At 38.0% G+C, this 19715-nt stretch carries 18 protein-coding genes and 1 pseudogene; 8 read left to right on the top strand and 11 right to left on the bottom strand.

Features of this window, described 5'->3' with window-relative positions; all coding sequences use genetic code 11:
- Positions 1 to 108: 108 nt before the first annotated feature.
- Complete coding sequence (locus tag ACW2QC_RS19140; RefSeq protein WP_457545531.1) at positions 109 to 798, bottom strand: hypothetical protein; 690 nt, start codon at positions 796 to 798, stop codon at positions 109 to 111.
- A gap of 117 nt (positions 799 to 915) precedes the next feature.
- On the opposite strand from ACW2QC_RS19140, the gene ACW2QC_RS19145 reads away from it, so the two are divergent.
- The 4 genes from ACW2QC_RS19145 (at position 916) to dacB (ending at position 5419) form a co-directional block, all read left to right on the top strand.
- A complete protein-coding gene (locus ACW2QC_RS19145) occupies positions 916 to 1698 on the top strand; it encodes a gluconate 2-dehydrogenase subunit 3 family protein (protein ID WP_457545532.1) in 783 nt (260 codons plus the stop codon).
- Positions 1699 to 1722: 24 nt separating this feature from the next.
- Positions 1723 to 3438 carry a GMC family oxidoreductase gene (locus ACW2QC_RS19150; RefSeq protein WP_457545533.1) on the top strand — a complete coding sequence of 572 codons (1716 nt, stop codon included), beginning with the start codon at positions 1723 to 1725 and terminating at the stop codon, positions 3436 to 3438.
- 54 nt (positions 3439 to 3492) lie between these two features.
- Positions 3493 to 3690, top strand: coding sequence for a twin-arginine translocase TatA/TatE family subunit (tatA, locus tag ACW2QC_RS19155; protein ID WP_457545534.1), 198 nt, complete (start codon positions 3493 to 3495; stop codon positions 3688 to 3690).
- 211 nt (positions 3691 to 3901) lie between these two features.
- Entirely contained in the window at positions 3902 to 5419 is a 1518-nt protein-coding gene (dacB, locus tag ACW2QC_RS19160; RefSeq protein ID WP_457545535.1) for a D-alanyl-D-alanine carboxypeptidase/D-alanyl-D-alanine endopeptidase, read from the top strand.
- 54 nt (positions 5420 to 5473) lie between these two features.
- Here the strand turns inward: dacB and ACW2QC_RS19165 are convergent, their stop codons facing one another.
- From ACW2QC_RS19165 to ACW2QC_RS19190, 6 genes are all read right to left on the bottom strand, one after another.
- The gene (locus ACW2QC_RS19165) at positions 5474 to 5776 is read right to left on the bottom strand and encodes a hypothetical protein (protein WP_457545536.1); all 303 of its coding nucleotides are present in this window, start codon (positions 5774 to 5776) and stop codon (positions 5474 to 5476) included.
- A 186-nt stretch (positions 5777 to 5962) separates the two neighbouring features.
- Positions 5963 to 7168, bottom strand: a complete 1206-nt coding sequence (locus tag ACW2QC_RS19170; protein WP_457545537.1) for an MFS transporter — start codon at positions 7166 to 7168, stop codon at positions 5963 to 5965.
- Positions 7165 to 7596, bottom strand: a complete 432-nt coding sequence (locus ACW2QC_RS19175; RefSeq protein WP_457545538.1) for a MarR family winged helix-turn-helix transcriptional regulator — start codon at positions 7594 to 7596, stop codon at positions 7165 to 7167. Before ACW2QC_RS19175 ends, ACW2QC_RS19170 begins: the two co-directional genes overlap by 4 nt.
- 245 nt (positions 7597 to 7841) lie before the next feature.
- Positions 7842 to 8003, bottom strand: coding sequence for a hypothetical protein (locus ACW2QC_RS19180; RefSeq protein ID WP_457545539.1), 162 nt, complete (start codon positions 8001 to 8003; stop codon positions 7842 to 7844).
- A 180-nt stretch (positions 8004 to 8183) separates the two neighbouring features.
- Complete coding sequence (locus ACW2QC_RS19185) at positions 8184 to 8375, bottom strand: hypothetical protein (protein WP_457545540.1); 192 nt, start codon at positions 8373 to 8375, stop codon at positions 8184 to 8186.
- Positions 8342 to 9184: an MFS transporter gene (locus ACW2QC_RS19190; RefSeq protein WP_457545541.1), complete on the bottom strand. Its 843-nt coding sequence runs from the start codon at positions 9182 to 9184 to the stop codon at positions 8342 to 8344. The genes ACW2QC_RS19185 and ACW2QC_RS19190 overlap by 34 nt, the downstream gene beginning before the upstream one ends.
- A 481-nt stretch (positions 9185 to 9665) precedes the next feature.
- Here ACW2QC_RS19190 and ACW2QC_RS19195 point away from each other — a divergent pair, with 481 nt between their 5' ends.
- On the top strand, positions 9666 to 11822 hold the full coding sequence (locus ACW2QC_RS19195) for a DNA topoisomerase (RefSeq protein ID WP_457545542.1): 2157 nt from the start codon (positions 9666 to 9668) through the stop codon (positions 11820 to 11822).
- Between the two features lie 60 nt (positions 11823 to 11882).
- Here ACW2QC_RS19195 and uraA read toward each other — a convergent pair.
- A pseudogene (uraA, locus tag ACW2QC_RS19200) lies at positions 11883 to 13163 on the bottom strand (uracil permease).
- 412 nt (positions 13164 to 13575) lie between these two features.
- Here uraA and ACW2QC_RS19205 point away from each other — a divergent pair.
- The 3 genes from ACW2QC_RS19205 (at position 13576) to ACW2QC_RS19215 (ending at position 17206) form a co-directional block, all read left to right on the top strand.
- On the top strand, positions 13576 to 14151 hold the full coding sequence (locus ACW2QC_RS19205; RefSeq protein ID WP_457545543.1) for a TetR/AcrR family transcriptional regulator: 576 nt from the start codon (positions 13576 to 13578) through the stop codon (positions 14149 to 14151).
- Between the two features lie 114 nt (positions 14152 to 14265).
- Entirely contained in the window at positions 14266 to 16641 is a 2376-nt protein-coding gene (locus tag ACW2QC_RS19210; RefSeq protein WP_457545544.1) for a YhgE/Pip family protein, read from the top strand.
- Between the two features lie 166 nt (positions 16642 to 16807).
- Complete coding sequence (locus ACW2QC_RS19215) at positions 16808 to 17206, top strand: FixH family protein (protein ID WP_457545545.1); 399 nt, start codon at positions 16808 to 16810, stop codon at positions 17204 to 17206.
- A 93-nt stretch (positions 17207 to 17299) separates the two neighbouring features.
- Here the strand turns inward: ACW2QC_RS19215 and ACW2QC_RS19220 are convergent, their stop codons facing one another.
- The 3 genes from ACW2QC_RS19220 to ACW2QC_RS19230 form a co-directional block, all read right to left on the bottom strand.
- Positions 17300 to 18244: a cation diffusion facilitator family transporter gene (locus ACW2QC_RS19220; protein WP_457545546.1), complete on the bottom strand. Its 945-nt coding sequence runs from the start codon at positions 18242 to 18244 to the stop codon at positions 17300 to 17302.
- A gap of 24 nt (positions 18245 to 18268) precedes the next feature.
- Positions 18269 to 18583, bottom strand: a complete 315-nt coding sequence (locus tag ACW2QC_RS19225) for an ArsR/SmtB family transcription factor (RefSeq protein ID WP_457545547.1) — start codon at positions 18581 to 18583, stop codon at positions 18269 to 18271.
- 152 nt (positions 18584 to 18735) lie between these two features.
- Positions 18736 to 19398 carry a DNA-3-methyladenine glycosylase family protein gene (locus ACW2QC_RS19230; protein ID WP_457545548.1) on the bottom strand — a complete coding sequence of 221 codons (663 nt, stop codon included), beginning with the start codon at positions 19396 to 19398 and terminating at the stop codon, positions 18736 to 18738.
- Positions 19399 to 19715: the final 317 nt, after the last annotated feature.

Here is a 19715-nt window from a genome sequence, read left to right on the forward strand (position 1 = left end):
ACATCGGCGCGAGAAGCAAAACATCGGCGCGAGAAGCAAAACATCGGCGCGAATCCCGAGCACTCCAAAAAACATCCCCCGCTTCCTTTAGCAGGGGATGTTCAGTTATTATTTTGCCATTTGCAAAAGTTTTAGTAAATCTTTTGAAGCCGTTTGAAAAGAGGATGACTTAATATCTTCTTTGATTTGTTCAATAAGATCAAGCGCTTCTGGATTCGTAACCGTTAATATTTTGACGTTACCATTAAACATGTCGTTAACTTCTTCTTTGGCTTGGTCCAAATTATCATGGCTTTCATTTTTGCCATCTTCTACTCCTTCAGGTTCTCCCTTTCCTGACATTCCTTCATTTCCACTTAACAAATCATTTTGCATATTATCGTATTTGTGACTAGTTGTACCCTCTTTGTTCCTTGCTAACACAACAGAGTCATCAATAACAAATACTTTAACACCCGTAATTCCTTGACCTTCCAAAATGGATTCGAAATAAGAAGAAATGCCTCCTTCATGAATACCGGAACTACCAATCGTGCCATAGATACTATTTCCCATACCAGAGTATGTAGTTCCATCTTTATTCGTAGTGTTCGTTTTATTGCCAATTTCACTTGGAATGATATCCGGATTATCTAAATCATTTTCGTTATCAGCTGAATGATTGGAAACATTTGTTGTGTTTTCGCCATTTAACTGATCTGCATCTGCCGCTCCTTGATCTTGATTGGCGCAGGCAGAAGCGAATAATGCCATTCCGAGAAACAGCATAATTGTTATGCCTTTCCTAATTGATATCATTTTTTTACCCTCCTCCATATTTTATGATCTTGTTTATTTTGCCCAATTTATTTTTTAGCATGAGTGGTTAATTATGTTTTTTTATGCATGAATAGCTAATTCTGGAGACATAATAAAATGACTAAAATATTTTTTAGTAGGGAGGTATATGGATTGACGGACGAAAATAAGCGAGGTCAAGAAGAAACTCAAGACGCGTCACGCAGAAAATTTTTAAAAAGTTCTGGGATAGCAGTTGGTGGTCTTGCTGTTGGTGGAGTACTTGGCAGCATGATTCCGTGGGATGTTGGTGATCAAGAAGAACAAAAGACTACCAAAAAAACTAAAAGCTATAATCATGCACTTATGTATCTCAGTCAAGCAGAATTTAAAACAACGGAAGCTGCGACAGAACGTATTTTTCCTAAGGATGATCATGGCCCTGGAGCACAAGATTTAGGTGTTGCATATTACATTGATCATCAGCTTGCTGGGTCTTACGGATTTAATGCGAGGGACTATATGGAGCCTCCTTTCTTTCACGGTGAAAAGGTTCAGGGGTACCAGGGTAGGTTAAAACGTCGTGAGATTTTCAGGATTGGCTTACGTGAAATGCAAAATTATAGCCATCAAAAATATAAAAAAGGGTTCACAGAAATTACGGAAGAGCAACAAGATAACATTTTAAAAGATTTTCAAGAAGATAATGTTAAATTGAGCACAATTTCAGCAAGTGGTTTTTTTGATTTGCTACGAGGTGCAACACTAGAAGGGCTGTATAGTGATCCGCTTTATGGCGGTAATATGGATATGGACGCATGGAAGATGAGAAATTATCCAGGAGATCAAATGGGCTACACGGATATTATAGAAGGCGATTTTAAAGAAATTGAGCCTAGTAGTCTACGCGATCATATGTAAAGTAATGAAAGAGGTGAATGAAAAATGGCAAAAAAGATGCCAAAAGTTGACGTTGTGATAGCTGGAGTTGGCTGGGGTGGAGGAATTATTGCCTCAGAACTAACAAAGCAAGGGCTTAACGTCGTTGGTTTGGAAAAAGGCGAAGAAAGACATACAGAGGATTACTATATGGTACACGATGAATTAAGATATGCGATTCGCCATGAATTGATGCAAGATCTATCGAAGGATACACTTACGTTTCGAAGTAATGAAAAAATGCGGGCATTACCAATGCGGCAATATGGGTCTTTTCTTTTAGGAGAAGGTCTAGGAGGTGCTGGAGTTCATTGGAATGGACAGACATTCCGTTTCTTACCTTATGATTTTGAAATACGCAGTAAAACGATTGATAAGTATGGTAAAAACAAAATCCCTACTGACATGACAATCCAGGATTGGGGTATTACCTATGATGAACTGGAGCCATACTATGATCAATTTGAAAAAATGGCTGGTATATCAGGGGAAGAAAATCCATTAGGAGGGAAACGCTCCGATAAATATCCAACAGGCCCAATGAAGCATTCCCAGCAAATGAAAATGTTTAAAAAGGCAACGGAAAATTTGAAGTATCATCCATACACGATACCGTCCGCCAATTTATCGGAAAACTACACAAACCCTGATGGTATATCAAGAGCGGCATGTCAATATTGTGCTTTTTGTGAGCGGTTTGGTTGTGAATATGGGGCAAAAGCGGATCCGGTTGTTACTGTCATTCCAGTTGCCAATAAGACTGGGAAATTTGATTTACGTACACACTCCTGGGTCAGACGGGTATTACATAAGGATGGTAAAGCTACTGGAGTACTTTATACCGATGTCACTACCGGGGAAGAAATTGAGCAGCCAGCAGATGTGGTTGTATTAACAACTTATGTTTTCAATAATGTAAAACTATTGCTAAACTCCAAAGTCAGTCGTCCTTATGACCCTTCAACAGGTAAAGGTGTTATTGGAAAAAACTATGCTTACCAGGTCGTCAAAGGTGCAGCAACTGGATATTTCAAAGATAAACAGTTCAATAATTTTGCTGGAGCTGGTGCACTCGGAATGGTTATTGATGATTTTAATGGGGATAACTTTGACCATTCGGATCTTGATTTTCTCCATGGTGGTTACCTTGCTTTAACACAGACTGGGGCAAGACCAATTGCGAATAATCCGATTCCAAAAGACTCTCCCACATGGGGCAAGGAATTTAAGAAGAACTCCCTCAATTATATTAATCAAACATTGTCAGTTGGTGCAATGGGAGCAAGTATGCCATATAAACACCATTATTTAGACCTTGATCCGATGTACAAGGATACGTTTGGCGATCCGCTTATTCGGATGACATTTGATTTTGAGGAACAGGATCGTAACCTTGCCAATTTTACCGCACAAAAAGCTAGTGGAATCCTTAAAGAAATGGGTGCTGATAAGGTTGATGCCATGGATGAATTAGGTCCGTACAATATTACAACCTATCAATCAACCCATAATACAGGCGGTGTAATCATGGGAGCAGATCCGGAAACATCGGCAGTTAATAATTATTTACAAATGTGGGATATGGAAAATCTATTTGTTGTTGGTGCCTCAGCATTTTCTCATAATGGCGGCTATAATCCAACTGGTACTGTCGGTGCTTTAGCATATCGAGCTGCTGAGGGCATAATGAAGTATCATAAAAATGGGGGCATGCTTGCTTAAAGATAGATCACTAAGTCTTTAGTAGGTTATAAAAGGGAAGAAGGTGCTATAAAGATGCTTGCGAATATTGGCATACCCGGGTTGATCCTTATTTTGATTATAGCCCTAATCATTTTTGGACCAAAAAAGCTTCCTGAAATAGGATCAGCATTTGGAAAAACATTGTCTGAATTCAAGCGAACAACCAGCCAGCTGATAAGTGATGAAGAAGATGAAACGACTAAATCAGAGAAAAGTCATCCTAAGGGGTGACTTTTCATCCTGTATTACCAGTTAATTCATGGTGATTAATACAATTGTAAAAATGATGTATAAAAATTAAGGCAACTAACAAAACGTTTAACTCAAGTGGGTTAGACGTTTTTATTGATATATCTAAGAAATTCAACATCGATTAAAGGGATCTGACGGGTTGATGTGGAAATACTTTTAGGAAGGGAAAGCTGTAAGAAGAGGTGAACGAATGAGAAATTTAAAAAGCAGTATATGCGGGTTCATTATAGTGTTGATTATTCTTGTTGCAGCACCTATACTTTCAAACAATGATGAGGATTCAGTACCTAAGGTGAAGGAGGTGATTAGTCTGAAACAAGAAACAAAAGCAGATAAAATGACTACATGGAAGCAACAATTAGATCATTTTATCCAGAATGAGCCACTTTTACATGGTGCGTTAATCGGAATCAGTATTCGTTCGGCCACTACTGGAGAAAAGCTTTATGACTATATGGGTGACATTCGACTTAGACCTGCCTCCAATATGAAATTGCTGACAGCTGCATCCGCACTTTCTGTTTTAGGTGAAGATTATTCATTTACGACAGAGATTTTGACGGACGGATCTCAAAAAGGAAGGAAACTAAACGGGAACCTTTATTTGAAGGGAAAAGGTGATCCAACATTGCTACCTAGCAATTTTGCCGCATTTGCTGACAAACTGCAAGAAAATGGTATCGAAATAATTGACGGTGACATTATTGGAGATGATACGTGGTATGATGATGTACGTTTATCACCGGATTTAATTTGGAGTGATGAACACTACTATTATGGGGCACAAATTTCTGCATTAACTGTTTCGCCAAATCAAGACTATGACGCAGGTACAGTCATTGTTGAAGTAAGTCCAAGCAGTACGGTTGGGGGGAAGCCAAGTTTTACGATTACACCAAAGACCGATTACATAGAAATAAACAATAAGGCAAAAACAGTTGCTGCTGGTGATGAAGATATTACAATTGAACGGCAGCATGGCACCAATGTGATAACTATTGAAGGAACAATACCTGTTGAATCAGGGAACATACGGGAATGGATGGCAGTATGGGAACCAACTGGCTATGCACTAGATCTATTTAAACAGGCATTGGAAAAGAGCCATATTTCCTGGACGGGCGAACTAAAAACAGGCCAAGCCCCAGATAAAGTGGAAGTGTTGATTACTCAGCAATCGATGCCATTAGCAGAGTTGCTTGTTCCATTTATGAAGTTAAGTAACAATACCCATGCAGAAGTGTTGCTAAAAGAGATGGGGAAAGTTGTACACGGGGAAGGAAGTTGGGAAAAAGGGTTGAAAGTGATGGAGACAGAGCTGCATAAGCTTGGTGTGAATACGGATACTTTACTGATGCGAGATGGATCGGGAATATCTCATATTGATTTGATCCCGCCTAATGAAATTTCCAGATTATTATACAATGTACAGGAGAAAGACTGGTTTTCTTCTTATTTAGAGGCATTACCTGTTGGCGGAAATGAAGACCGTATGATTGGCGGGACATTGCGATACCGTATGGAGGATATTAAGGGGAAGGTACAAGCTAAAACGGGAACCATTTATGGTGTTAGCACGTTATCCGGATACGTAGAAACAAATAGCGGTGAAAAATTGATCTTTTCCATTATGCTAAATAATTTACTGGATGAAGAGAATGGGCCTGAGATAGAGGATAAAATAGTAAACATAATTGCTGGAGAATAGACAATTATGCAAAAAGGGAACCATGATTTGGTTCCCTTTTTGTATATAGTAAAATTATTGAAAGTTATTGTTTTGTTGAGATGCTTGCGTTTGTTGTGACGTTTGGGCTTGTTGTATTTGTTGACGTGCTTGTTGTAATTGTTGTTGTGCTTGTTGGAGCTGTGTGTTTTGCTGAGCATTAGAACCAGCTTGCGTTTGCGCATTTTGTAATCCTTGCTCTGCTTGCTGTAACTGCTGCTGTGCTTGTTGCAACTGTTGTGGGTTAGCACTGGACTGAGCTTGTTGTACTGCTTGTTGTGCTTGCTGAGCCTGCTGTAATGCTTGTTGTAATTGTTGCTGTGAATTTTGTTGAGCCATTGAAATAACCTCCATCGATTTTTTTGGGACTTGCTAATAACTATGGTTCCGCTTTACGTATTAGTTATGTATTTTCCCTTAACATTTTTCTAAATATTAATGTTCGATGTTCAAATTGGTAGTGAATAGACTGAAAAAAACCTGCACCACTTCGATTAGCGAAATGAATGCAGGTTAGCTTAGATTTTATCGATAAACCTCTTGCTTTGAAAATTTTGCTTTTTTCTCTTTTCCTTGATGAAGGCTAAACAGGCCAACAGCTATTAAGACTACGACAGCACATAAAATATATAACTTTTGAAAGCCAAAAGCTGCTACGACAAATCCCCATACAAATGATCCCACTGCAATACCGGAATCATAGAACATAAAAAATGTTGCTGTCGCATGGCTGCTTCGGTGATTTGGTGCAGCTTGGATTGCCATAGTTTGGAAGCTTGGTAAAATCGTTCCATAACCAAGACCAGTAAGCCCCGCTGAAATTAACAGCATCCAAGCATTGTCGGTGAAACTTAACATAACAAGACCAATGGCAAAGATGAATAAACAAGGTAATATAACAAATGATGGGCCTCGTAAATCGAATGCTTTACCAAAATATGGTCGTGATGCGATCATAACAATTGCGAAGACTAGAAAGAAATAGCTGGCGGCTGCTGAAAGTCCGATTGAATCGGCATAAACCGAAATAAACGATAAAACACTCGCATAGGCTAACGAAGCCAAGCTACTGATAAGTGCTATTGGTATTGCCTTTATTTCAATTAAATCATGCAGCGTAAATTTGTGTTTTACTGTTTCGGAATTATCAACCGCTTCAGTAGCAGGGACATGAACCAAAATAGAGCAAATGACACCACTTACCATTAGGATACTTAGAATAACAAAGAGTGTTTGAAAGGTGATAAATTGCAATAATGACAATCCGATAAATGGGCCAGCGACAACTGCAAGATTCATTGCCATTGCGAAATATCCAAGCCCTTCACCACGCCTTGACGGAGGTATGACATCGGCAGCAATTGCTCCAGTAGCTGTAGAAATGACCCCAAATGAAAGCCCGTGAAAGAAACGTAGTAGTAATAATGGGATGAATTGATCAGTCCAAATATAAAGGAATGAAGTTGCTGTAAAAATAGCAACACTTATGATAACTCCTTTTTTCTTACCAAGTTTATCTAATAATTTTGCTGAAAAGGGACGGACAATAATTGCGGCAATTAACATAACCGTGACGACTAATCCACCCTCAGCTTCTGTGCCCCCCATATTGTTGATTACATAAATTGGGAGTGTCGTTAATAATGCATAAAAAACTAAGAAAACCATGAACTGTGTCACGGAAATACTAATAAAACTTCTCGTCCAGATTGGTTGTTGATTGTTACTCAATGATTTTCCTCTCCTGTTGTACCAATTTTTTGCAGTAATTGCTGCAATTGCTGTTTTTCAGCTGACGACAAATTAGCCAGCATGTCTCGTTCAAATTCATCCATCGTTTGATGAACACTGGTAAATTTTTGTTTTGCTGCTTTTGTCAATTCAATAACACGTTCGCGTTTGTCTGTACCTTTTTTTCGTACAATCCATCCGCTTTTTTCCATCCGGGATAGTGTACGAGTAACTGTTGGCGCCTCTACGTTAAGGTACTTCCAAATTTCGGTTTGTGTCATTGGGCCAAAACGCTCCAGACAAAAAATAATTGACCACTGAGATGTATACAATCCATGGTCATGAAGTCGTTTATTCATTTCCTTTTCGATAAATCGATAGCGTTGATTAAGTAAGTGAAACAAGTTTCGATTGTCCATATGGTCCATTTTTATCACCTCATTATTTACCCAGGTAAATAAAATTACTTTTTCTATGTTACGCTTTTTATGTTTGTTTGTAAACCATAAAACTTAAATTAAAAATCATGTCAGCAAAACAAATGTTCGTCATTTTGAACAAAATATGCTATGATATAATGGCATATTTTAAATGATTGTAGACTCCTTTTACTAAAAAAACCCACTTATCTTTCAAGTGGGCTAAAAAAGTTAGGCATTTTTGGGGGAAGCAATTATTTTTCGCTTGGGTCATATTCATCATAGATAAGCCTTGTAACAGTTGTCGATTCTTCATTTTCAATTTCGGATTGGGTTGCATCCACCCCGTAAGAATCATCAGGATCAATGCCTGGTGCTTGCACATTATCGTTCTTTCGCATCTTCTTTTTATTCATATAATCCCACCTCCAATCGTTATTAGTTTGCCTAAAGCGTGAGAAAATATATGTTATACCTAAGGCCCTCCCGCATTTCGCATTATCAGAGAAAGGTGTTGAGACTTTTCATAAACAATTAGAAAAAGAGCAGCAATCGATTGCTGCTCTTTCCCATTTTTTGAAGATGAAGTTGTTGGACTATACAATATGTTGCGACGTTTGCTTGGTTGTTTTTCTGCTGTGGAGCACACTGACAACCAAGAGGGAAATCCCTCCCAATGCGCCAGAAATGAACATCATTGCAAAGAGTGCCTGACCACCAAGATGGGTTAATATAATTCCACCAAGCCAAGGTCCTATGAAGAATCCAGCACTTCCACCAGTTGCCAATACGGCAAAATAGTTTTTAACCCTTCTTTTGGTATTCTTGCGGAAATGGCCGACATTTTTGGGTTGATGAATAATTCACCTATCGTATAAATCAGCATAAAAACAAACCAAAGTATGTAAAGGTCTGCAAAAATAAAAAGTAAACTACCTGCACTAAAGAAGATGCCACCGATCAAAAAGCTTTTAAAATCGGTTATTTTTTCTATCATATGTATGACGATTGGCTGAAAAACCACAACAGTCAGCGTGTTCAGTGTCAAAAGAGACGCGAATAATGTTAATCCACTTTCGCCCATCGTTTTGGATAAAAACTGACTGACATTGGCATCTAATTGAGACTCTGTGGCAAAAAGGAAAAAGTTTGCTAGAAAAAGCCATAATAGGGTGCGGTCCTTTATAATGATAGACCATTGTTGTTTCTCTGTCGCTTCCCCTGTATTGTAGCTATTATGGAAAAGTTTATGCTTCCAGAAAAAAAGGAATAGACATGGCGCCAATAACAGAAGTGCAGCAGCAAAGATATAAAGCGGAAGTGCCGTTTTACCGGCTTCAAGCGAAACCCCAATTAACGGACCGAGCGCACCACTAACGGTAAATAGCCAATAATTATAACCAAAAATCCGCTCCAGTTTATCATCTGGTGCGTAATCAGATAGAAGTGATCGATTCGCCGGACCGTATATCGCCCATGATAAACCATTAATAAACGATATGATACAAAGGGCAATATAATCATGAATCATTCCATATCCTATAAAACAGAAGGCAGGGATTACCAAGGACGCGACATAAGCTTTTCTTTTCCCCACCTATCACTAATACGACCGCTAATAATCCCAAAGGCCATCCCTGACAAAGCAGGTAGATTGACCAGAAAGGCCGATTTTGCCCACTCTTTTTAATGTAGATCACTATATACAGTTAATGTTAAGGCTTTCATCTAGCTTAACATTAATTATGGGAATATGTAAATTAATATAAAAATAATGAATAGTATGTAATTAAGTATAAACCTATCCCGCTTTTTGATTGACTTTTCATGTTAAATCGTACAATCTAATAGGGAGTATATGTTCGTTTTTGTTAAATTGAATACCATAAAGATAACCTGATTTTCATCCCCGGGTATACATGGTGGAAAACAAAAGGGGAAGATAATATCATAAGGTTTAAATTCAAAATGAAATATTGGAATAGGGAATTATAATTATTATAGAATAAAGTATTTTGTTTGACATTATAAATAAGTCAAACAAAACTTATACCACACAAAAAAGGGGGGGATCCTTAATGGGAGTTGCATTAATACTCGCGGAAAAGCCTTCTGTTGCGAAAAACATTGCAGATGCGCTAAAAATTAAAGGTAAAAAAGATGGCTATTTTGAAGGAAACAACTATATCATTACGTGGGCTTTTGGTCATTTGGTTCAGCTATACGACGCAAAAGACTATGATAGTAAAATGGCACAATGGAAACTAGACAACTTTCCGTTTATACCAGCTAATTTTAAGTATAAAGTAAAAACAGATCCCCGAAACAGACAACGATCGGATCAGGGTGCAACAAAGCAACTAAAAACGATTCATTATTTAATGAGACGAAATGATGTTGATGCGATCATCTCTGCATGTGATTACGATCGGGAGGGGCAATTGATTGGGGACAGCATCATTTATCGGGCAAATCCAAGCAAACCCGTGTATCGCTTGTTACTTAATGAATGGACAACGGAAGAAGTACTCCAAGGAATCGAAAAGATGAGACCAAATGAGACAATGCGGCCATTAAGAGATGCTGGAGTTAGCAGGCAATGGGCTGATTGGGTGATTGGGATTAATTTAACCTCTGTTGCGACATTAAAATATCAAAAAGGTAAGGGAAAAGCGCTGAACATCGGAAGGGTTCTGCTGCCTACGTTGAAAATTATTTATGATCGTGATAAGGAAATTGAAAACTTTGAACCAGAAGATTATTTTAAGTTAACAGCAACCTTTCAGACGGATGATCTGCAAGCGTATGAAGGTACATATGTTGAGGGAAAACAAGAAAAATTTAAACAGAAAGATACGTTGGACAATATTCAAAAGGAGATTCAAGGAAAGCAAGCACTAATTACCGACAAACAAGTGGAGAAGAAGAAGGAGTTTGCCCCATTACTGTTCAACTTATCTAACTTGCAAGGGTACATAACGAATAAATATAAAGGCTGGACATCTGATAAGGTATTGAAAGTTGCCCAATCACTTTATGAGAAAAAATTTATCACATATCCACGTACTTCTAGTGTTGCTTTAGACGAGAGCTTAGTTGGGAAAACAGCCAATGTATTGAAAACATTAGCAGAAGATCTGCCGTATAAAGATGAGATTAAATTCAAGAAAACGAAGCGGGTCTTTAACAATGCCAAGGTGGAAAGTCACAGCGCGATCATTCCAACTTATGTGAAACCAAAACGTCTAACGGGTGATGAACAAATCGTGTATACAGCGATTAAAAACCGTTTTATCATGCAATTTATGCCCGTTGCCGAATATGAGGAAACAAAGCTCATCACAAAAATACATGAAGTGAAAGGACACTTTGCTTCGAAGGGAAAAGTACAGCTTGTTAAGGGATGGAAAAAAGTAGAAAACATTCAATCGAAGGACAATCTATTACCAATAGTTCAGGTAAATGACAAGGTAAGTTTACTGGATTCAAAGGTTACCTCCCATGTAACAAAACCGCCAAAGCATCACACAGAAAAAACGCTGTTACGAGTGATGGAAACGTGCGGAAAAAATTATAAGGAAGATGAAAGTGAAGAACAAATAGGAAGTATTTTGACTGGATTCAGTATTGGAACACCGGCGACTAGGGCTGAAACAATTAAGAAATTGAAGGATGTCGGTTATATCGCGGGTCAAGGTAAACATCTATTCTGTTCCGATTTAGGAAAAAGGCTAGTAGAAACATTCCCGGTAAAAGATCTGTTTGATTTAGAATTTACTGGGCGCTTGGAAAAGACATTATCAGACATTCAAAAAGGGGAGATCGACAAACAGGAATTTTTACGTGTTGTCTTTCATTTTACAAATGAATCAGTGGAGACAATCAAAACTGGGCAGGATATTATCATTAACGAAATTTCTCAGTCACCTCGAAAAACAAATGAAGTTTTAGGGTCTTGTCCTCAATGTGGAAGCGGTGTGATCGAAGGGAAAAAAGGATTTGGTTGCAGTAATTGGAAAAGTGGCTGTAAATTTGTGATATGGAAAAATGATAAGTATTTAGCGACAATGAAAAAGAAACCTACAAAAACAATGGTGAAGCAATTACTAAAAAACAAGAGAGCCCATGTAAAGGGATTAACAAGTAAAAAAGGCAGCAAATTTAATGCCTATTTACGCTATGAAAAAAATCCGGATAATGATTATTTTAGCTGGAAGATGGATTTTGGAAAATAGATCTATGAAACTAGTAAAGCCGTATCCAATAGATACGGCTTTACTTTTAATGGAAGCGTATTACTCATTTGACAACTTCAACACATCAAGCAATTTAAAGAACAATCCAAGGATGATGGCTACAATTGTTGCTAAGCCCATCCCTGTTAGGGCAACAGAACCAATTTGAACGGTTGCACCACTGATGCCAATGACGAGAACAACACAAGTTAAAATTAAATTTTGCGAACGATTGTAATCCACTTTTGACTCGACTAGCATTCTGAGTCCGCTTGCCGCAATGATACCAAATAATAACAACGATACACCACCCATAACAGGTGCCGGAATCGACGAAATCAATGCTGCCAGTTTTCCTCAGAAAGACAGGATAATAGCCATTACGGCTGCTAAGCCAATAATCCAGGTTGAGTAAACTCTTGTTATAGCTAGAACGCCAATGTTTTCCCCATAGGTTGTGTTTGGAGTAGAACCGATGAAGCTGGAAATAATAGTAGAGATTCCATTCCCTGCTAACGAACGATCAAGACCAGGATCTTTTGTTAAATCATTTTTAACGATGTTTCCTGTCACAAATAAGTGCCCAATATGCTCTGGAATGATTACAAGTGCTGCCGGCAAAATCACGAGAATTGCTGACCAGTCAATTTTCATTTGGTAATAAGTTGGTGCAGAAATCCAGGCAGCCTCTTGAACTTTTGACAGGTCTACTATACCGAATGCGTAGGCAATGATGTAACCTGTAACAATGCCGATTAAGATAGGAATGATTTTCAAAAAGCCACGAAGTGTGACCCAACAAACAATGGTGATCATTAGTGTTAGAAGTGAAACAATGGCAACACTAGAATCAATTGTCCAGGTACCATCAGCGTCTGCTGGTGCAATCCAACCCGCCATTTCCGCTGCAGTTGGAACGAGTTCTAATCCGATAACAGCAACAATTGCACCCATTGCCGCTGGCGGAAATATGACATCAATCCATGCTGTACCTACAAATTTTACGATCAGTGCCACAATACATAAGACAACCCCAACCATGAAGAAACCACCTAATACGTAACTGTAGCCTGCTCCACCTGTATACTGACCTAATACAACGAAAGTAGGGGATATAAAGGCAAAACTGGCTCCCAGAAATGCAGGGATTTTCCCTTTTGTGATAAAAATATATAATAATGTTCCAACCCCGTTCATTAATAGGATGGTTGCCGGATCGACCCCGAATAGTACAGGTACCAGTACATTTGACCCAAACATGGCAAATAAATGCTGGATACCTAATGGTAAACTTTGTAAAAAAGGTAAACGGTCGTGAACTTGTATTTCGTTATGCGCCATTTTTTTCTCTCCCTTTAAAAATTAGGTTTACCGGCTACCATAATAATAATGCGGACAAAAAACAAAATACACCTTGCCTCATATAGGCAAGGTGTATGTGAATGAGTAAAACAGAAAGATTTATTTCCGCCGTTTTAATCAATAACAGACCATTATCTGCTTCCACCTTGCCAGCCTCACAGGACTGAATTAAAGGTAACCGTATAAACTTTTTTTAGTTATTATTACAGCTTTTTTAAGATGTGTCAACTGTTTTTTTGGTATTCTAACAGAGGCCATCGATTTTTTTATTTCTAATATTTTGAGGGAAGTACGTAGCGTTTGAAAGGAATGAAAAATAATGGTATGATACAATCTGCACAAAGTGACCAATATAACCATTTGGTCACGATGAAGGGATGGGGTGGAATGAATGGCAATTGACCGTAAACAATCAATTGTTGATGCGGCCACAAAATCTTTTTCTTTATTTGGATATAAAGCAACAACAATGGACCAGGTTGCAAAACTGGCAAATGTCGGAAAGGGGACGATTTATACTTTTTTCAAAAATAAGGAAGAGTTATTTGATGAAATTATTTCTTCACTTATTAAAGAAATGAAAGAAGCTGCAGAGGATACGATGGATGAAAACGTTCCATTTTATGAGAATGCTACCCGTGCGCTGCTTAAATTATTGGAATTTCGGAAAGATCATCAGTTAACGATCAAGCTTCTGCAGGAAGAACGTGAAATTGGCACACCTGAAGTATTAGAGGTTGTTCAAAAGTTAGAGAACACGATTATAAATTATATTAAAGATATCGTGGAAAAGGCAGTTAACAAAGGTGAAATTAAACCATGTAATCCTGAAATAACTGCTTTTGTAATGTTGAAATTGTATAAATCGCTTATCTTTGACTGGGAGCAATTCCATGAACCATTGGAAAGAGATGAGATATCGCGACTATTCAATTTATACATTTTTGAAGGATTATCAACAATGTGATGGTCCTTTGTTTTTAAACAAAAGTGACTATGTGAATAAAATGGTCATGTTTTTTACAATGAAATGACTATATGGGTAAAATAGTCACTAATTATTATAGGAGGAAATACGTAAATGAAACAATCATTATTTTTTTCGGAGTTAAAAAAGATTTTCAGCAATAAAAAGATCCTAATTCCGATCATTGCGATTATTTTTGTACCGATTCTTTATGCAGGGATGTTTCTATGGTCATTTTGGGATCCATATGGTCATCTTCAGGATTTGCCAGTAGCTGTTGTCAATGAAGATACAGGTGCCAATTACGAAGGGGAAGCATTGGAATTGGGTGATGAGCTCGTTAATAAATTAAAAGATAACGAAGAATTTCAGTTTCATTTTGTTTCAAAAGAAGATGGATATCAAGATTTAGAGGATCAAAAATATTATATGTTGGTTGAGATTCCAAAGGATTTTTCACAACATGCTACAACATTGCTAGATGAGAAACCTAAAAAATTACAAATGAAATATGTCCCGAATGAAAGCTACAATTTTCTTTCTTCGCAAATTGGTGAAACAGCGGTAAAAGAAATTAAAACCGCTATTTCTAGTGAGATTTCGGCAACCTATGCGGAGACGATGTTTGATAAAGTAACAGAAATGACAGATGGTCTTGGAAATGCAAGTGATGGCGCAGGTGAGCTGCATGATGGGGCACAAGCATTGGAAGATGGATCCGAAGAATTAAAAGATAACTTAATTGTATTAGCTGACAAATCAATCGAATTTCAAAATGGTGTGAATCAGGCGGAAGCAGGAATGGATGATGTAGCTGATGGCTCGGAAAATCTGGCAAATGGAATTAGTCAATTGTCAGATGGCGGTGGTAAATTATTAAATGCTGCTAGAGGCGTTCAAGATGGTTCGCAAAGTTTGGTTGTTGGAACTACCAAAGCAAATAAAGGACTTCAAGAAATGGATCAAAAGGTACCAGAGCTGGTTGCTGGAACGGACCAAGTGAAGGATGGTTTAAAAGAATTCCAAATGAAACTTCCAATCGAGATGGCTGAGACAATCGGAGGACAAATGCAAACTAGTGCTGGCCAAATGAATGCTGGATTGGATGAATTGCAATCACAGTTAGGCAACCAACTTTCCGTAGCATTAGCTGAGCAAATTTCCCAGCAGCAAACAGCACAAACGGAGCAGGTTTTTGCAACGCTGAAGGAAAATGACGTTGATCCTAAGGTATTAGGTGCACTTCAGCAACAAATCAAGAAAAGCTCGCCAACTAAAGAGGAGCTACAAAAGCAGCTGCAACAACGTATTGGATCGGGGCTTGATCAAGGCTTTACGCGATACAAAAATGAGGTAAACGAACATTTTGCAAATGCAACAGATGGGTTGGAAGGACAAATTAAGGATGCAGTTAACCCAACATTTAATAAGCTCTACGATGGAATTGTAACGATTAATCAAAAACAGGAAACGTTACAAAGTGGTGTTCACGAATTAGCAGATGGTTCAAAACGATTGAAAGATGGATCACTTGCACTAAGCGAAGGTCAAAAACAATATGTTGACAGTTTGGCATTATTTAACTCTAAGCTATCAAATGCAACAAATGGAGCTAATACATTAGCCTCAGGTGCTGGCCAATTAGATAGCGGAATGAATGAGTTAGCGGATGCTACTGCACAAATAAGTGATGGAGCAAATAAATTGGCAGATGGGTCAAAAGAGTTGGCAAATGGTACAGTTGAATTGGAAGATGGAACAGATAAATTGTACAACAAACTCGGAGGTGCTGCTAGTGAAGCAAGTTCCGTACATGCAGATGATGATACGTATGATATGATGGGTAACCCAGTAAACGTTGAAAAGCAAGAAATTAATAAGGTTCCAAATTATGGTACAGGATTTGCTCCGTATTTCTTATCATTAGGTTTATTTGTTGGAGCATTATTAATTACGATCGTTTATCAGTTGAAAGAACCTGTTATTAAACCTAAAAATGGTTTTACGTGGTTTATGGGCAAATTTGGTGTTGTCGCTTTAGTTGGTGTTGTACAAGCGCTAATTGCTGACGTTATTCTTTTATTTGGCTTAGGAATTGATGTGAAAAGTATCCCGTTTTTCGTTCTAACATCAATTGTAACGAGTCTGGCATTTATGACATTAATCCAATTTCTCGTGACATCAATGGGCGATCCTGGTCGCTTCCTTGCAATTATTATTCTTATTTTCCAATTGACAACAAGTGCTGGTACGTTCCCGCTCGAATTGATTCCTGATGCACTGCAGCCGATTAATGCAGCACTACCTATGACATATACCGTGCAAGCATTTAAGGCAGTTATCTCAAGTGGGAATTTCACCTTTATGTGGCAAAACATCGGAATCTTACTTGCTTATATCATCGGATTCATGATGTTAACAATGGTTTACTTTATTGTGAAACACAGAAATCATCGTACCGTAAATGAAGAAGTTTCATTGCAAGAGTAGAAGTATAAAAAAGCCATGGTTCTTAGAAATCATGGCTTTTTTTGGAATCAATCAGAAATATAATGAAACCATAAAACATTCACATAATGTTCATTGATAAAATTTTGATCAATTGATACATTTGTGTTAGAAATTGATTATTTTTGTTAAGGAATGGGGAGTAAAAATGCGTAAAATAGTATGGGCATTTATCGTCGTTTTGCTAGTTACAACACTTGCTGCATGTGGGGAGGACGAAAAAGAAAGTCAGGATATGGAACCAAAGGCACTACATGTAGAATTTCCAGTACCGGAAACCACAACTGTTGGAGAATCAGTTGAATTAAAAGCAATCGTTACGTATGGTGATGAAAAAGTGAAAGACGCGGATGAGGTCAAATTTGAATATTGGGAAAAGGGAAATGAAGATAATAGTACAATGATTGAAGCAAATAATAACGATGACGGGACTTACACTGCGGAAGTAACATTTGATCATGAAGGTGTTTTTGAAATGTACGCACACACAACAGCTAGAGATTTGCATACTATGCCAAAGAAATCGATCACTGTCTCGAAGGAGTAGGCTATTTTCGAATTGATTGTCGCTTTCTGCCCGCAGCCCGTATACGAGGATTAAAAAATGGCACTAGCTGATTATGCTAGTGCCATTACGTTTTTAATGATGATGATCGTGTTCTTTGGGTTCTTGATCCTGTTGGCACATGAGTGAGTCTTCATGTGGGTGCTCCTTATTTTCAAGCTGAATCGTCACATGCCCAATTCCTTTATCTTCCAATTTATTTTCCACCGATCGAAGTAAATTCTGGCTTTCTTGAATGGTTAGCTTACCGTCAACTACCGCATGACAAGATAGTGCATTTTGACCGCTAGTAATGCTCCAGACATGAAGGTCATGGATGCTATCTATGCCGGAGACTTTTTCAATGGTACGAATAATATCATCTAATTCAATGTTCTTCGGTGTACCTTCCATTAAAACATGAACGGCATCTTTAGCAACTCGGAAGCCGCTTATTAAAATAAGAATTGCTACGATGACGCTCGCAAGCGGATCTGCCCAGCCCCAGTTAAAGAACATTATTAGTAGTGCTGCTATGATGGCCCCAATTGACCCAAGCAAATCACCTAATACGTGAAGGAATGCTGCTCTTAAATTTAAATTTTCCTTTGTATCACCACGCATTAATATCCAAGCAATAACAATATTGACTACAAGGCCAATACACGCGATAATCAGCATACCTGTTGACGCAACTTCAGGTGGATCTGTAAATCTGTGGTACGCTTCATAAATGATATATAACGAAATGAGGATAAGGGTAACTCCGTTAAATAATGCAGCAAGAATTTCAAACCGCTTATATCCATATGTTTTGCTGTAATTTGCTACCTTTTCTCCCATAATAAAAGCAAGTACACCAACGCCTAATGATATTGCGTCACTTAACATATGCCCAGCATCTGATAATAACGCCAGGCTATTGGTAAGGAATCCACCTGTTGCCTCAATAATCATGTAAGCAAACGTGATGATAAAACTAATCGTTAAAGCTTTTTTGTTTGCACCATGCGTATGATCATGACCATGATCGTGTCCCAATAGTTCCTCCTCCAATCTAAAGTATTACTGATGACGTGCATGCTCAATCGTTTGTTTTAGTATATCCATAACATGTTCATCATCGTGAGAATAATACAAAGATGTACCTTCTCTACGGTATCTCACTAATCGCAAATTTTTTAAAAAGCGTAACTGATGGGAAACAGTTGATTGTCTAAGGTGTAGATTTTCTGCAATATCATTTACGGAATACTCTTTATCAAATAGCAAATATAAGATTCGGATTCTAGTGGGGTCATTTAGCGCCTTAAAGGTTTGTGATACAACGAAAAGTGTTTCCTCGTCAAGATCTTCATGACTTCTTATTTCATCTTCCATTAAAAAATCCCCCCTCATGTTTAAAGTTCAATATATGCGTACATCTTCATATATTGATATTGTATGAACAGAAATCCTTTTTGTCAACGTAATTATCTTAAAATACACCATAACATTCATGTTTACTTACTAATGAAATAAAAACGGAAGACTTAGCATTCCGTTTTTATTTCATCGATTGATTTATAATGCTTATCAAACTCCAAATGCACCACTTCCCATAAGTAAAATGAAGCGATGGTGAAATTTGGAGTCCATAAATTCGCCTTTTGCTGTAGAATGTTACGGCGTTCTGATTTATCCACTTGGTAAAGCCATTTTGCACCGCGTTGAATACCAATATCATCTAATGCTAGGACATTCATCCTGGTCAAAGAAAAAATTAGAAACATCTCGGCAGTCCATTTACCAACACCTTTAATACTAGTTAATTGTTTAATAACTTGCGTGTTATCAAGTTCATGTAACAAATCCAGATTAACCTCTAAACTAGTGGTTTTCTCAGCAAGGTCACGTAGATAAACGACTTTTCTTGCCGATAAACCAACAGAGCGTAATGAATCGTCATCCAATTCCTTAATTGCTTTCGCAGTAATTTTGTTTTCCGTTAATGTATTCAATCGATTATAAATGGCACTTGCTGCTGCTACCGAAATTTGTTGACCAATCATGGATCTGACTAATGATTGAAAATAATTCGGTCTTAATATTACCTCAATGTCCCCAACAATGTTTACTAATTGATGCATAATAGGATCTTTTTGACAAAGCTCAACAACAGCCTGATCGGTTTGATGAATGATTAACTTTTCCATACCCCACCTCTTCCATTCATGTGAATGATTTGCGTATCTTTTTCGCTATTCTTGAAAGGTAAAAAGGCATAAAATTTAGCTCTAATTTACTTTCGGCATAATGAGCCACGTCTAGCTCCAGCGCTAAAGCGTTAGCGCGACTTCCCTCACCTCCGTACGATAAGTCAACATCGGTTTCCTTCCGCTCACCGTGTTTCCTTTATCTCCTACGGCAGGAATGTTCAATTAAAAACGCCGCTATGCGCGGCAACATTGAACCACCCATGTTGCATGGGCGCAGTCCGTACGTCGCTAAACGGGCGCTTGCGCTTTTGTTC

The organism is Virgibacillus sp. FSP13 (assembly GCF_054048505.1).